The following is a 15,524-nucleotide window of genomic DNA, read 5'->3' on the forward strand; positions in this document are numbered from 1 at the left end:
ATGAACGAAAGCCTGCTGAGCGGCATTGCGATCTCGCTGGAGAAAGGGCGTATTCGCCAGGATAACGAGGCGATCATTATGCCCGCAGCCGAACGGGTCTTCGCCCGTTATGGATTTCGCGGCACCACCATGCAACAGATTGCCGATGCCGCCGACCTGCCCAAAGCCAATCTGCACTACTATTTTGGCAATAAACAAACCCTTTATTTGCGCGTGCTGGAGTGCATTCTGCACGACTGGCTGGCGCCGCTGGAGGGGATCTCTGCCAGCGCCGATCCCAAAACCGCGCTGGAAGAGTATGTCCGTAAAAAGATCGGCTTTAGTTTCGCCCGCCCGGAAGCCTCCCGCCTGTTCGCCAATGAGATCCTGCAAGGCGCGCAGGTGGTTCACCCGCTGCTAAAGACCCAACTTCGACAACTGGTAGCGGAAAAGGCCCGCATCCTGGATGGCTGGATTGCGCTCGGCAAGCTCTCTGCGATGGACACCACCCACTTCTTTTTTACCGTCTGGTCGATGACCCAAACCTATGCGGATTTTGATATCCAGATTGCCGCCGTGCTGGGAGAGGACTCACACAGCAAGACGGCACAGCAACGGGCGACAGAACATGTTTTGCGTTGCGTCTGGCGGATCTGCGGCCTTGAAGGAATCTTGCAGCAAAATGCAGCAAACAGCGTCAAATAAGGTGCGAAATGCACCAAAAAACAGCAGTAAAAGTCCGGTTATTTTATTCATGTTTCTCTGGGTCCCTGAATTTACGCGTCATGCAGCAAACTTGTCGCAAATGGCACGTAATTAGCATGGTTATTACGCGAAAACTTAACCATCTGGTCAGGATTTTAACGCGGGGAGAGATAACCCCACTGACAATTCAGGAGAAGCATGATGAGCAACGATTCAGGTAGCCACGCCCAGGGGATCCAGGCCGCACGGCTTGCTCCCGACGCGTATGCCCGCGAGTTTGCGGACTGCGCGCCCCCGTTAACGGCCACCCAGGCGGTGATTGAAGCAGAACGCTGTTACTACTGCTTTGACGCCCCCTGCTCCCGGGCCTGCCCGGCGGATATTGATGTGCCGAGCTTTATCCAGCGCATCGCCCAGAGCAACGATCGCGGTGCGGCAGAGGTCATTTTACGCGCCAATGTGTTAGGCGGGATCTGCAGCCGCGTCTGCCCTACCGAAACTTTGTGTGAACAGGCCTGCGTACGTAACGCTCAGGATGGTCGCCCACTTAATATCGGCCTGCTTCAGCGCCACGCCACCGATCATTTTTTTGCTAACCCCGGTAAACCGTTGTTCGTTCGCGGGCCTGAAACCGGTAGACGTGTTGCCGTGGTCGGCGCCGGTCCCGCCGGGCTTACCGTCGCTCATCATCTGGCGATAGCAGGCCACAGCGTGGATCTCTTTGATGCCCGCAGCAAAGCAGGCGGCCTGAATGAATACGGCCTTGCCAGCTACAAAGTGACCGACGATTTCGCCGCACGCGAAGTGGCCTGGCTGCTCTCCATCGGCGGTATTACGCTGCACACGGGTCAAACACTGGGCGAAGATTTCAGCCTCGCGCAGTTACGGGCCAGCCACGACGCAGTATTTCTCGGCCTTGGGTTGGCGGGTGTTAACCAACTGGAAACCGGGGACGCAGAACCTGAAGGCGTTTGTGAAGCGGTGGATTTCATTGCCAGGTTGCGCCAGTGCGCGGATCTCAGCGAGCTCCCCGTTGGCCGCAAAGTGGTGGTGATTGGTGGCGGAATGACCGCCGTCGATGCCGCCGTTCAGGCGAAAAAGCTTGGCGCTCAGGAGGTCACGCTGGTCTATCGCCGTGGCGAAGCACAGATGAAAGCCTCAGAAAAAGAGCGCCAGTGGGCACAGCTTAATGGTGTAACGATACGTCTGTGGGCCACCCCTCTGCGCTTTGAGCAGCGCAATCACCAACTGACCGGCGTGACGTTCAGCGTGGTGCGGCAAGGGGAAGTCAGCGATGAGACCTTCACGCTGGAGGCCGACATGGTGCTTAAAGCCATCGGTCAGACCTTCGACAGTACCCCTGTCGGGCAAGCCATCCAACTTAAACACGGGCGTATCGCCGCCGACGAGTGCGGCCGCACCTCGCTGGCGGATGTCTGGGCCGGAGGTGACTGCTGTGCAGGCGGCCTTGACCTGACGGTCGATGCCGTACGCCAGGGCAAACTCGCCGCCCGCTCTATCGCGCTGGCCCTCACTATCTCCGACGCCGCTAACGCCACCTCATTTCAGGAGCACTCTCATGGCTAGTCTGCATACCGATTTTCTGGGCATCAAAAGCCCCAATCCGTTCTGGCTGGCGTCTGCGCCGCCCACCGACAAAGAGTACAACGTGGAACGCGCCTTTCAGGCGGGCTGGGGCGGCGTGGTGTGGAAAACGCTCGGGCTGGATCCGCATGTGGTGAATGTCAGCGGGCCGCGCTACGGCACTCTACTCGGGACCGATCGACGCGTTCTGGGGCTGAATAATATCGAGCTCATCACTGACCGTACGCTGGCCATCAACCTTGAAGAGATTACCCGCGTCAAAAAACGCTGGCCCGACCGGGCAGTAGTGGTGTCGATCATGGTGCCCTGCGAAGAAGAAGCATGGAAAACCATTCTGCCGCAGGTAGAAGCCACGGGAGCAGACGGTATCGAGCTTAACTTCGGTTGCCCGCATGGCATGAGCGAGCGCGGGATGGGCGCGGCGGTCGGCCAGGTACCGGAATATATCGAAATGGTCACCCGCTGGTGCAAACAATATTGCAGCCTGCCGGTGATCGTCAAACTGACGCCGAATATCACCGATATTCGTTACCCGGCGAGAGCCGCGAAAGCGGGCGGCGCGGATGCCGTGTCGCTTATCAACACCATCAATTCGGTGATTGGCGTCGATCTCGACCAGATGTTGATGTCGCCGCATACCGGCAGCCAGGGTTCACACGGCGGCTATTGCGGCCCGGCGGTGAAGCCGATTGCGCTGAATATGGTCTCGGAAATTGGCCGCGACGCGCAAACCCGTGGTCTGCCGATTTCCGGCATTGGCGGCATCTCCACCTGGCGCGATGCGGCGGAGTTTATCGCGCTGGGGTGCGCAACGGTGCAGGTCTGTACCGCCGCGATGGTTCATGGCTTCCAGATTGTGCGCGACATGATAAGCGGCCTTGAGAACTACATGGACCAGAAAGGATTCCGGACCCTCGAAGACTTTCGCGGCATGGCGCTGCCAAGCGTTACCGACTGGCGCTATCTCAATCTCAATCACGTAGATAAAGCGGTGATCGACCAGGCGTCGTGCATTAAGTGCGGGCGCTGTCATCTGGTGTGTGAGGACACGTCGCACCAGGCGATTTCCGCCACCACGGGTGACGAACGGCGTTTCGAAGTGCGCGAAGAGGATTGTGTCGGCTGCAACCTGTGCGCCTCTATTTGCCCGGTGGAGAACTGCATTTCACTGCGCAGTCTGCAACCCGGCGAAGTGGATAAGCGTACCGGCAAGGTGGTGACGGACCAGTACGCCAACTGGACGACGCACCCGAATAACCCGATGGCGCAATCAGCGTAGTTGACGGTGTGCGGCCTGCTCCCCCTCACCCCGCTCCTCTCCCTCAAGGGAGAGGGAGAAAAGCAGGCCCGGCGCGAATCCTGTCACTCAGTGAGAGTGGGCTCGATCCAGTCCCCTCGCCCCTTTGGGGAGAGGGTTAGGGTGAGGGGAAAAGAACATAACTAATCAAACCAAAGCACTACAGGAGAAAACGAATGCGTAACCTGTTGATCAAAGGCGGAACCGTCGTCAACGCCGACCATCAGCGTCGTGCCGATGTGCTCTGTGTCGACGGCGTCATTGCGGCCGTCGGCGATGCATCCCAATGGGACATCCCCGCCACAACCGAAACCGTAGACGCGGGCGGGCTGTATGTCATGCCCGGCGGCATTGACCCGCACACTCATATGAATTTCCCGTTTATGGGCACCACCACGGTCGATGACTTCTACAGCGGCACCGCTGCCGCACTGGCGGGCGGCACAACCACTATCATCGATTTCGTCATCCCTAATCCACAGCAACCGCTGATGGACGCTTATCAGCAATGGCGCGGCTGGGCGGAAAAAGCGGCGTCCGATTACAGCTTCCACGTCGCTATAACCTGGTGGGACGAAAGCGTACGCCAGGACATGGGCACATTGGTCCAACAGGAAGGCGTTAACAGCTTCAAACACTTTATGGCCTACAAAAACGCCATCATGTGCGATGACGAAACCCTGATGAACAGCTTCCGCCGCTGCCTGGAACTGGGGGCGATGCCGACAGTACACGCGGAAAACGGCGAGATGGTTTACCTGCTACAACAAGAGATGCTCAAACAAGGCATCACCGGGCCGGAAGCTCACCCCCTCTCCCGCCCGCCGGAAGTGGAAGGCGAAGCCGCCAACCGCGCCATCACGGTCGCCAGCATTATGGGTGTGCCAATTTACGTGGTACATGTCTCCTGCCGCGAATCCGCTGAAGCCATCGCCCGCGCGCGTGGTCGTGGGCAGCGCGTCTATGGCGAAGTTCTCGCCGGGCATTTAGTCATTGACGACAGCGTCTACCGCCATCCGGACTTTGGCTTTGCCGCCGCTCACGTCATGAGCCCGCCGTTTCGCGATAAATCCCACCAATCAGCGCTGTGGCACGGCCTGCAATCCGGTCAGCTCCACACCACCGCCACCGACCACTGCACGTTTTGCGCCAACCAGAAAGCGGCGGGCCGCGATAATTTCACAAAAATTCCCAACGGCTGCGGCGGCGTGGAAGAACGAATGGCGGTCATCTGGGATGCGGGAGTCAACAGCGGACGCCTGACACCGAGCGAGTTCGTGGCGATTACCTCCGCCAATACCGCGCGCCTCTTCAATATTTATCCGCGTAAAGGCTGTGTGGCACAGGGTGCCGATGCAGACCTGGTGCTCTGGGACCCGGCGGGCAGCAAAACGCTCTCCGCCAGCACTCATCATTCGCGCAACGATTTTAATATTTTCGAAGGCCGCACGGTAACCGGCGTACCGGCCTTCACTATCAGCCAGGGCCAGTTGGTATGGGCTGATGGCGACCTGCGCGCCCGCGAAGGGGCGGGGCGCTATATCAAACGTCCGGCGTTCGGCCCGGATTTCAGCGCAGCGGCTGCATGGGAGCGCCAGCGCGCCCCGCAGGCCGTCGCCCGCTAATCACCCGACATTGAGGAAAGAATCATGAGCAGTGAAGTCATTTCACCAGATACGAACAGCATCGATATCAGTGACCTGCGGGTTCATGGCGAGCGTTTGTGGCAATCGTTAATGGACCTCGCGCAAATTGGCGCTACCCCCAAAGGCGGAGTCTGCCGCTTAACGCTGACCGACCTCGACCGTCAGGGTCGAGATTTGGTCGTCGGCTGGGGCAAAGCGGCCGGGTTGACGGTCGAAATAGATCAGATCGGCAATGTCTTCATGCGCCGCCCAGGCCGCAACAATGCTCTAAAACCGATTGTCGCCGGTAGCCATATCGACACCCAGCCAACCGGGGGCAAGTTCGACGGCAACTTTGGCGTGCTCTCGGCACTGGAAGTTATTCGTACCCTGAACGATCGCGGTATTGAAACCGAAGCGCCGGTAGAGATGGTTTTCTGGACTAACGAAGAAGGCTCACGCTTTGTGCCGGTCATGATGGGCTCCGGCGTCTTCGCGGGCATCTTCCCGCTGGAGACAGCCTATGCCGCAACCGACACCGAAGGAAAATCGGTGAAAGATGAGCTGTTCAAAATTGGTTATACGGGTGACGTTGTACCGGGCGACCACCCTATCGGCGCCTATTTTGAAGCCCATATCGAGCAAGGCTCCATCCTTGAAGATCAGGACATCACCATCGGCGTGGTGCAGGCAGTGCTCGGTATTCGCTGGTATGACTGTACCGTCACGGGGATGGAGTCCCACGCCGGACCAACGCCCATGGCGATGCGCAAAGACGCCCTGCAAGTTGCCACACATATCATGCAGGAAGTAGTCAATATTGCCGGGCAATTTGCGCCTCACGGACGCGGGACCGTGGGCATGGTGCAGGTGCATCCTAACAGCCGCAACGTCGTGCCCGGCAGTGTGAAATTCTCCATCGACTTTCGCAATATGACCGACGCCGAGGTGGACAAAATGGATGCGGCCTTAAAAGCGTACATTGCACAGATTGAACAACAAACCGGGCTGAGCGTAGCGCTGCAACAGGTCTCCCACTACCCTGCCGCGCCTTTCCACCCGGATTGTAAAGAGGCCGTACGACGGGCAGCGCAAAAATTAGGCTACTCTTCTATGGATATTGTCTCAGGCGCCGGACATGACGCGGTGTATATGAGTATGCTCGCACCTGCTGGCATGATTTTTATTCCCTGCAAAGATGGCATCAGTCACAATGAGATAGAATATTCCGCGCCGGAACAGGTCACGGCCGGGGCAAATGTCTTGTTACACGCTATGCTGGAAAAAGCCGGAGTTGTCTCCCGGTCATAACCGGGTTCCCCTCATTAAAAACCCGGTTGCAGGCAATCGGGTTATTTTTTTAGCGAACTGAACATTTTTTCAGAAAACCGGTTCAATAATGCCCTGTAAACGTAGATGGGATTTGACTTAAGTCCCTAAGAAGTTTACAAAAGATACTGCCTTCTGTAAGACCCACATGCGTCTTTGCCATTTTCGTCCAGGCTTCCCTTTCATCGGTAAGAGAAAATGCTGGGGGATTAACCGGTTACATACCTGTTTAACCGGGTTTTGATATCTACAGGCATCTGTATGGAGTATCCAATGTTTTCTTTTGTCGCCCGCCAGGCGATTTTTGACGAAAATATGAACACAGTCGGTTATGAGCTGTTGTTCAGAGACAGCATGACGAACCGGTTTCCCGACGTTACTCCGGAATATGCCACTGCCCAAATTATCGTAGAACAATTTCTTGGTGCGCCGCTGGGCCGTCTCAAGGAATACAGCGCGATCTTCGTTAACTTCCCCTATGAACTGTTAATACAGGGCATGGCGGAGACCTTGCCCAAAGATCGCGTGATTGTGGAAATACTCGAAACGGCTGAACCCACGCCACGCCTGCTTAAGACCGTAAAACAGCTTTATCAGCACGGTTTTCGTATCGCCTTGGACGATTTCGAACTCGGCGATACATGGAACGATTTTCTGCCCTATGTCAGCATCATCAAATTTGATGTGCGCATGAGCACGCCGGAAGAGATCAAAGAGTACATTGAAAGCAAAGCCGAGCTGCTCAAGGGCACAGTCTTTCTGGCCGAGAAGGTTGAAACGCAGGAAGAGTATGAGTGCTACCGCAACCTCGGCTGCACCCTCTTTCAGGGGCACTTTTTCAGCAAGCCGGTCATTCACGCTAACAACAAGCTTATCCAGAATCAGTCCGTAACCTTAAAGCTGATGAAGGAAGTGAACACTGACTCACCGGACTTCGCCAGAATCGAAGCGCTGCTAAAACAGGATCTTGCGCTCTCTTTCAAGCTGATGCGTTATGCGCAGAACATCGTCTTCAACGCGCGCGGCATTAAAAACTTTCGCAGCCAGTCGCTCAAAGACATCATCTTTTATCTTGGCGCCAATGAGCTACGCCGGTTCGTGCTGGTGGCTTGCCTGACGTCGGTGAATGTCGGCAAGACCGATGAAATCTACCACCGCTGCCTGATTCGCGGAAAGTTCTGCGAGCTGGCTGCCGCCCGTTCCATCAGCCGTCATTCATCGGACGATGCCTTTATTGTGGGCCTGTTCTCGCAACTGGACGATATTTTCGAAATGCCGATGGCGGATTTGATTGGCCAGATTGACGTCTCAAGCAATGTAATGATGGCGCTTAAAGAGAAACGTGGCCCGCTCTATCCTTATCTGCACCTGGCGCAACTGTATGAAAACCATAAATGGGAAGATGTCAGCGCGCTGGGCCATCGGCTCGGCTTTAACCGCAGCGTGGTGGCTGAATTGATCACCACGGCAACACAGTGGGCAGATGATATCCCAACGGGAATTACCAGCTAACTCCCCCGGGTTTGTAAGCAGTTCGCATTGAAACATGTTTTACAAACCCACCTCTTTGCCACTCCCACAACGCTCGTTTCTATTTCATTAATAAATAGATGTACAACTTCTATTCACACTAATGGATCAAAAATGCTATTCACTCTGTTTTCGCTTCCTAATTATTACGGGAATCGCTATTCTTTACTGCCCCTGAAATATATTCAACACATCAATACATTGAATACCAATATAATCCCCATTTATTTACCCCATTTAATTATTAACACAAACAAAACAATTCGAATTAAAATCCATTAATAGGCTAAAAAACAGGATAATTATTTTAGTATAAAAGGATGAAGATTTTGTGAGTTCAGACACGATTAAAATCAATCTCGCCATACAAAGCTTCGCTTGTTACAAGATCAATAAAATTTTACACTAGGAATAGTCAATAACTTAGTATTCCACCTTGATTCTATGGTTTAATGAAATAAAGTTGATTAACGAACGGAAAAATCAATAACATTCACCCCGTCAGCAACACAGAGAAGAATTATGATTAAGCAGGCAGGAGCGCCAGTCAGTCTTAATCAGCCCTTCCAGGATGAGAAGGAAGATTAAGGACAATGGTCAAACTCACAGTGTATGGATATCGTCTTGGCGAACGCAACGAAGTTGAGTTCCTGCCGTTTAAAAGATGTCTACTGCTCCCCGAAACACCGGGAAAAGCGGTTGAATACCTCAGACCAACCATGGCAAACCTGCTGGAGTACCTGTTGGCACATGCCGTTGGTGAAATTGTCCCGGATAAAACCCTGCAAATCCAGGTCTGGGAAAATAACGGGCTGAGCTGTTCCAGCCAGCGTTTGTGGCAGGTGATGCATAATCTGAAAAATAAATTGGCGCTGGTTGGTCTGCCGGATAACTTTATTATGCGTATTACCGGCAAAGGCTACATGATCGCTAACGAAATGGTGATGGAACTCTACTGTAAGCGCAGGCAGTTCTCTAAAAACGGCGCAGAGTATCCATTACAGCGTACAAAGACCTTTGAATCATCCATGAGCAGAATGATTGAGTAGAAAACATCACAACTTAAATTAAAACTTTTACTCGAAAGTATCATCAATGATTAACTAATGGACAGGGTTAAATCGAAGGGAAAATCGATGAAGAGCTTACTTTTAGTGCCGGTGGTTATAACAGCAATATCTCTGGTAAATACCGCCAACGCGGCCACTAATGGTACGGTTAACTTTAGCGGTAAACTCAACGACCAGACCTGCCAGGTTGTGCTGAATAACGGAAGCAGCGCAAGCGGTACGGTGCAATTACCCACCGTGTCGAAAGAGCTACTGACAAGTGGCGGTGGGCGTACAGCAGGAAAAACACCGTTTACATTAACATTAACCGGCTGTAAGGCAAGTTCGACCACATTTGGCGTGACCGCCTACTTTCCTGCGACTGCGTATACAGATAGTGGCGGTTTTTTAAAAAATCTAGAAACGGGCACAACGGCTGCCGAACGTGTCGTCCTTGAAATACTTCAAAAAAACGGTACCACCGAGACGCCTTTAAGAATAGGAAAGCCAATTACTGATGCCAGCTATAAATATACCATCGTTGCCGCTGGTGCTACATCGGTGACTATGTATTACGCAGTGCGATACAAAAACGGTTGGGCCAGTGGCTCTCAGTACGACACAACACCTGGCAAAGTCAAAGGTATCGCCATTTACGAATTAGCGTATCAATAGAAGATATGTCACCAATAATTAACTTACGGAATAGTAATATACCAAAGGGAATAGTGATGAAAAAATTACTTTTAGTGGCGTCTGTCACAGCAGCAATATCTCTGGTAAATACCGCCAGTGCAGCTACCAGCGGTACGGTAAACTTTAACGGTAAACTCAACGACCAGACCTGTCAGGTTGTACTGAACAACAGTAGCAGTGCAAGCGGTACGGTGACATTGCCAACGGTGCCAAAAGAAAAGCTCGCCACGAGGTATGCTCAGGCTGGTAAGACACCGTTTACATTAAAGTTAACCGGCTGTAAGGCCAGCACAACATCATTTGGTGTATTGGCTTATTTCCCTAATAGTCCATATATACAAACCACCTCTGCTTATGGCTTCCTGAAAAATATGGAAAGCAGCTCAACGGCAGCCGATGGGGTTATGCTTACAATATATAAAAAAGACGGCACTACCGAGAAGCAGATCAATTTAGGAAAATCAATTACTGATTCCAGCTACCAATATACTACCGTTGCCGCCAATGCAACGTCTGCGACCCTTGAATACAACGTAAATTACATTAACTACCGTACTACGGGCAGTTCTCCCGCAACAGCCGGTAAAGTCAAAGGTATCGCCATTTACGAATTAGCCTATCAATAACCAAAAGATAAAACGCATAACCGATGATCATTTAAAACGACAGGAACATATCGAAGAGAATATCGATGAAAAAATTACTTTTAATGGCATCAGTCACTGCGGCAATATCTCTGGTAAATGCCGCCAATGCCGCCACCAGCGGCACGGTAAATTTTAGCGGTAAACTCAACGATCAGACCTGTCAGGTTGTACTGAACAACGGTAGTGCAAGCGGGACGGTAACATTACCAACCGTGCCAAAAGAAAGATTACCAGAAAAGTTTAGCGAGACAGGAAAGACAGTTTTTACATTAAAAGTAAATGGCTGTAAGGCTGGCTCTACCGCATTTGGCATATTGGCCTATTTCCCACCTACTGCTTATATAGAAAAAATGGACAACTATTATAGCTTCTTAAAAAATTTGGAAACAGGTGTAACGGCAGCACAAGGGGTTTACCTGACAATATATCAAACGTTCGGAACAAGTGAGAAAGAGATCAGATTGGGAGAACCCGTTACTGATGAAAGCTATCGATATACGACGGTTGATGCGGGCGCAACGTCGACTACCCTGAGGTATAGCGTGAGCTATATAAGATGGGACACAGCGGTCACACCGGGCAAAGTTAAAGGCATGGCAGTATACGAATTAGCCTATCAATAAGCTATAGCGGGCCCAGTAACAGCGGGTAAGGTCAGGGGTATTGCTATTTACGAATTATATTACAAATGATTTTTGCAGTACAAAACCATTCCATAAATACATAATTGGAAAGTAGGGAAAGCATTAGGTAGAAAAAGGATATCGCAGTTATTCATCCTGAAGTACTTAATAAGAAATTGATAATTACGCAGCGGTAATTATTGCTGATAATTATCATTCACAACGAGTAAGTTCATATCAAAGGGAATATTTATGAAAAAGATTCTGTTAGTCGCCTCTATTGCCTCCGCAATGTCTCTGGCGAATGTCGCAAATGCAGCAACTGGCGGTACCATTACTTTTACCGGTAAAATCTCTGACCAGACCTGCCAGGTTGTACTGAACGGCAGTGCCAGTGCTACCGGCACCGTAACATTAAGAACCGTACCGAAAAGCTATCTGGCGACCGTAGGCTCTACGGCTGGTTCCGAGGATTTCACATTAGATCTGACCGGTTGTACTTCCTCCGCGACCGCGTTTGGCGTGACCGCGTACTTCCCGGATAACTCCGCAAACATCGATACAGCCACCTCAACGCTGAAAAACAAGGAAACAGGCACAACAGCAGCAACCAACGTTGGCCTTGAGCTGGTGGACTTTGCAAGCGGTGTTGCCGTGCCGTTAGGTAAATCCATTAGCGATACTGGCTATAAATTTACCACCGTTGCTGCAAATGCCACCTCAGCCACCATGAAGTATAGCGTGCGCTATAAAAACAACGGTTCTGGAGCGGCGACAGCGGGTCTCGTGAAGGGCGTTGCTGTTTATGAGTTAGCTTACCAATAATTAAAAACAGGGGGGCTTCCCCCCTTTTTTCCAAAGGAACTGGATATGTCTTATTACGCCAAAATTATCTCCGTTGCACTAGGAGCAATATTGATGACGGGTCTTGGTAATATTGCCAACGCCAGTATTGTGCTAGATGGCACACGCGTAGTTTACCCAGCCGGAAAAAAAGAAGTCACGGTGACGGTATCCAATCAAAATAACAACCCAGTATTAATACAAAGCTGGATTGATAGCGGAAACCCGGATGATGCCGCCAGTCAAAATACCCCTTTTATTTTGACGCCGCCAATTAATCGCATTGACGCAGGTAAAGCGCAAACCTTGCGTATCAGTTACTTGGGCTCGGCGACACTGCCAACAGACCGCGAGTCTGTATTTTACTTAAACGTGCTGGAAGTCCCGGCAAAAGCTAAAGACATGGACGAGAAAAGTAAGCTTAATATTGCTTTTCGTTCACGTATAAAATTGTTCTACCGTCCGAATGATCTTCCTGGTTCAGCAGCGGACGCAATGGAAACGCTGCACTGGAAAATGAAAAGCGGCGGCGTAGAAGTGACCAATTCATCGAAATTCTACGTTTCCCTGGTCAATATTATATTTACCTCTGGCGGTAAAAAAATGGCCACCAAAGGCAAAATGATTGCGCCCGGCGCGACGGAATTTCATGAAATTCAGGACAGTTCAATAACCAGTATAAACCAATTAAGTTATACCACGGTGAACGATTATGGCGGCTATACCGAATTTAAAGCCAAACCATAATATCCGGCGGCACAAATAATTAACGAAGAATGTTTTTATCACAAAAATAAAAATGCATTCAGGGACGAAGACTTTTCGGGAGTTATTATGAAAATATCCACCGTACGCTATCACCCATTATTGTTTAAAGCTCGGTTATCGCCACTGGCTTTAATGTTAATGATAGCGTTCCCGGTCGGTATTGCGGAAGCGCAAGACGATAAACCCCGCGACTATGCACGACGCAACGTTGTGGAATTTGAATCCGACCTGTTACGTCTGGATAGCGGCAGTAAAGTCGACCTGAGCCGTTTCTCCTTTGGTTCTAGCGCCTCACCCGGTATCTATCGGGTGAGTATCTTTATCAACGGCGCAGAAGCGGCCAATGAAGAGGTGGAATTCAAAGCCGACGACGACCGGCAAGTTTACCCGTGCCTGACACCGCGCCTGATTGAGCTTATCAACTTTAACGAAGACAATCTGCCGTCTGAAATGCGCCAGGCGCTCGCGACCCCGGCAACTTGCGCCAATCTGGAAAAAATTATTCCAGAGGCCAAGTTCGAATTTGACAGTAACAAGCAGGAGCTTTACATCGAGGTACCGCAGGTATACGTCAACCGTATTGCCCGCGGTACGGTCAACCCGGAACTGTGGGATAGCGGCGTTCCGGCGCTCCTCTTCGGCTACTATGCAAACGCCTACGATTCAAAATACAGCAACGGTGGCAACAACCGTTCTGTCTATGCCTCGCTTAATGCCGGGTTAAATATCGGTGCCTGGTACTTCCGCCACAACGGCTCTTATAGTTGGCAGGATGGCATGGGCGGCGAATACCAGGTCTCTAATAGCTACTTACAGCGTGACATTAATGCTATTCGCGGCCGTGCGGTTGTTGGTGAATATAACACTACCGGGCAACTGTTCAGCTCATTGCCCTTCACAGGCGCGCAAATCGCCAGTGACGAACGTATGCTTCCGGAATCACAGCGCGGTTACGCACCGGATATTCGCGGTGTGGCCAAAACCAATGCCAAAGTCACCGTTAAGCAGCTAGGCAATATTATCTATGAAACGACCGTCACCCCCGGCGCCTTCGTTATTAACGATCTCTACCCTGCAGGTTACGGTGGTGATCTGGAAGTCACCATACAGGAAGCCGACGGCAGCACCCAGCAATACACCATTGCCTACGCCTCTGTCGCCCAGTTGCTGCGCCCCGGCTCCCAACGCTATAGCGTCACTGCGGGCAAATTGCGCAACGCTGGCGTCTCTGATGACCCCATGTTCTATGAAGCCACCTATACGCGCGGCCTGACGAATATTTTCACTGGCTATGCCGGGGCACAGGTAAGCGAGCATTATCAGGCTTATCAGCTTGGGCTGGCGACAGGCAGCATAGCGGGTGCCATCAGCGTTGATGCCACCCATGCTATCAGCCAGTTGGGTAACCGGGCTGGCGGCAAGAAAACCGGCCAGAGCTACCGTATTAGCTACAGCAAACTGTTCAGTGAAACCAACAGTAACGTAACCCTTGCCGCCTACCGCTACTCAACGGCAGGCTATATGGAACTTTTAACCGCCTTACAAACCCGTGAAGTGGTGGCAAACGGCTACGATCCCAATAGCATCTGGCGCTCGAAAAACCGTTTTAACGTGAGCTTTAACCAGGGATTACCCGAAAAATGGGGCAGCCTGTTCGTCAGTGCCACGCTGGAAAACTATTGGAACAGTGACAAGAAGGGCTATAACAAACAGTACCAGATAGGCTACTCCAATAACTGGAAGCGGATGAATTACAGCATCAACGTTGGTCGCAGTAAAACCAACGACGGACGTGATCAGACATCCTGGTACTTTAACGTCTCTTTCCCTCTCTGGGAAAGCTGGGAAACGCAGGCCCCTTATTTCAGCCTGAACTACAACCAGGATAATAATGGCGGCAAGTCTGAGCAGGCCATGTTGTCTGGCTCTATGGGCAAAGACGGCAAATATAACTATAACCTTACCGCCTCACACGACCAGGGTGGCACATCAGGTAACATCAGCGGCGGCATGACAGGCAGCATAGCGACGGTGAATGGTGGTTATAGCACAGGCAGTGGTTACCACAGTATGTCGCTGGGTTTCTCTGGCGCTCTGGTAGCACACTCCGGCGGGGTGACCTTTACCCCTTATAACAGTGACACCTATGCGCTGGTGGAAGCGAAAAACGCGAAAGGCGCCAAACTTAGCGGTTACGCAGGTACTAGCGTCGACAGCTTCGGTTATGCCCTCTTCCCGTCGTTGTCTGCGTATCAGATGAACCAGGTCGCCATTGACCCGGAAGGTTCGTCACTGGACGTAGAATTTGATAATACGGCGCAACGAATCGCGCCGCGTGCGGGCGCTGTAGTGAAAGTGAAATTCAACACCAACAAAGGGACACCGGTACTGATTGCCACCTCTTTTGGCGGCGAAAACTTACCTTTCGGGGCAGAGGTTCTTGATGAAAACAATACCTCTATCGGGGTCGTAAACCAGACCGGGGCAATCTATGCCCGCGTCAAGGAAGACAAAGGCACGCTGTTGGTAAAATGGGGCAATAGCACCGATGCAAGCTGTAAAGTGAACTATATGCTGGCGCCAACGAAAAGCGATGCCCAGACCAGCCATATCCAGCAGTTCACCAGTCCATGTCTGCCGGTGCAAGGCCCGATAACTAAAGGTCCAAACACCGAACTGGCCAGCGCTCAGTAAGCGAAAGCGCAGCAAACGGTTTTCGTCAAAGCATCCATAGTTGCCGCTATGGATGCTTTTCTTTTATTAACAATAAGTTATATATGCTTTCAACAACACCGCACTTTATATAACTTCACGTTATATTAATAGAT

Annotated in this window: 13 protein-coding genes; all 13 read left to right on the forward strand. The window is 51.7% G+C overall.

What is annotated here, in order from left to right; all coding sequences use genetic code 11:
- The 13 genes from C5523_RS20340 (at position 1) to C5523_RS20400 (ending at position 15,390) form a co-directional block, all read left to right on the forward strand.
- Positions 1-684 carry a TetR family transcriptional regulator C-terminal domain-containing protein gene (locus tag C5523_RS20340; protein WP_108701852.1) on the forward strand — a complete coding sequence of 228 codons (684 nt, stop codon included), beginning with the start codon at positions 1-3 and terminating at the stop codon, positions 682-684.
- A 198-nt stretch (positions 685-882) separates the two neighbouring features.
- Positions 883-2,271 carry an NAD(P)-dependent oxidoreductase gene (locus tag C5523_RS20345; protein ID WP_223878728.1) on the forward strand — a complete coding sequence of 463 codons (1,389 nt, stop codon included), beginning with the start codon at positions 883-885 and terminating at the stop codon, positions 2,269-2,271.
- Complete coding sequence (preA, locus tag C5523_RS20350) at positions 2,264-3,568, forward strand: NAD-dependent dihydropyrimidine dehydrogenase subunit PreA (protein WP_071193938.1); 1,305 nt, start codon at positions 2,264-2,266, stop codon at positions 3,566-3,568. The genes C5523_RS20345 and preA overlap by 8 nt, the downstream gene beginning before the upstream one ends.
- Before the next feature lie 194 nt (positions 3,569-3,762).
- Entirely contained in the window at positions 3,763-5,211 is a 1,449-nt protein-coding gene (gene hydA / locus C5523_RS20355) for a dihydropyrimidinase (RefSeq protein ID WP_107222529.1), read from the forward strand.
- A gap of 24 nt (positions 5,212-5,235) precedes the next feature.
- Positions 5,236-6,522, forward strand: a complete 1,287-nt coding sequence (locus C5523_RS20360; RefSeq protein ID WP_108701854.1) for a Zn-dependent hydrolase — start codon at positions 5,236-5,238, stop codon at positions 6,520-6,522.
- 291 nt (positions 6,523-6,813) lie between these two features.
- Entirely contained in the window at positions 6,814-8,052 is a 1,239-nt protein-coding gene (locus C5523_RS20365) for an EAL and HDOD domain-containing protein (RefSeq protein WP_041852254.1), read from the forward strand.
- Between the two features lie 611 nt (positions 8,053-8,663).
- Positions 8,664-9,119 (forward strand): helix-turn-helix domain-containing protein, encoded by a 456-nt coding sequence (locus tag C5523_RS20370; protein ID WP_052249340.1) that lies wholly within the window; start codon positions 8,664-8,666, stop codon positions 9,117-9,119.
- Positions 9,120-9,206: 87 nt separating this feature from the next.
- Positions 9,207-9,794, forward strand: a complete 588-nt coding sequence (locus C5523_RS20375; RefSeq protein WP_172960908.1) for a fimbrial protein — start codon at positions 9,207-9,209, stop codon at positions 9,792-9,794.
- A 56-nt stretch (positions 9,795-9,850) separates the two neighbouring features.
- Positions 9,851-10,441, forward strand: coding sequence for a fimbrial protein (locus tag C5523_RS20380; RefSeq protein WP_071193942.1), 591 nt, complete (start codon positions 9,851-9,853; stop codon positions 10,439-10,441).
- A gap of 65 nt (positions 10,442-10,506) precedes the next feature.
- Entirely contained in the window at positions 10,507-11,085 is a 579-nt protein-coding gene (locus C5523_RS20385; RefSeq protein WP_071193943.1) for a fimbrial protein, read from the forward strand.
- A gap of 252 nt (positions 11,086-11,337) precedes the next feature.
- On the forward strand, positions 11,338-11,910 hold the full coding sequence (locus tag C5523_RS20390) for a fimbrial protein (protein WP_071193944.1): 573 nt from the start codon (positions 11,338-11,340) through the stop codon (positions 11,908-11,910).
- 45 nt (positions 11,911-11,955) lie between these two features.
- Complete coding sequence (locus tag C5523_RS20395; protein ID WP_071193945.1) at positions 11,956-12,675, forward strand: molecular chaperone; 720 nt, start codon at positions 11,956-11,958, stop codon at positions 12,673-12,675.
- Between the two features lie 87 nt (positions 12,676-12,762).
- Complete coding sequence (locus C5523_RS20400) at positions 12,763-15,390, forward strand: fimbria/pilus outer membrane usher protein (RefSeq protein WP_108701855.1); 2,628 nt, start codon at positions 12,763-12,765, stop codon at positions 15,388-15,390.
- The last annotated feature ends 134 nt before the right edge of the window (positions 15,391-15,524 follow it).

It is taken from the genome of Phytobacter sp. SCO41 (assembly GCF_003073275.1).
In the GTDB taxonomy this organism is placed as follows: domain Bacteria; phylum Pseudomonadota; class Gammaproteobacteria; order Enterobacterales; family Enterobacteriaceae; genus Phytobacter; species Phytobacter diazotrophicus.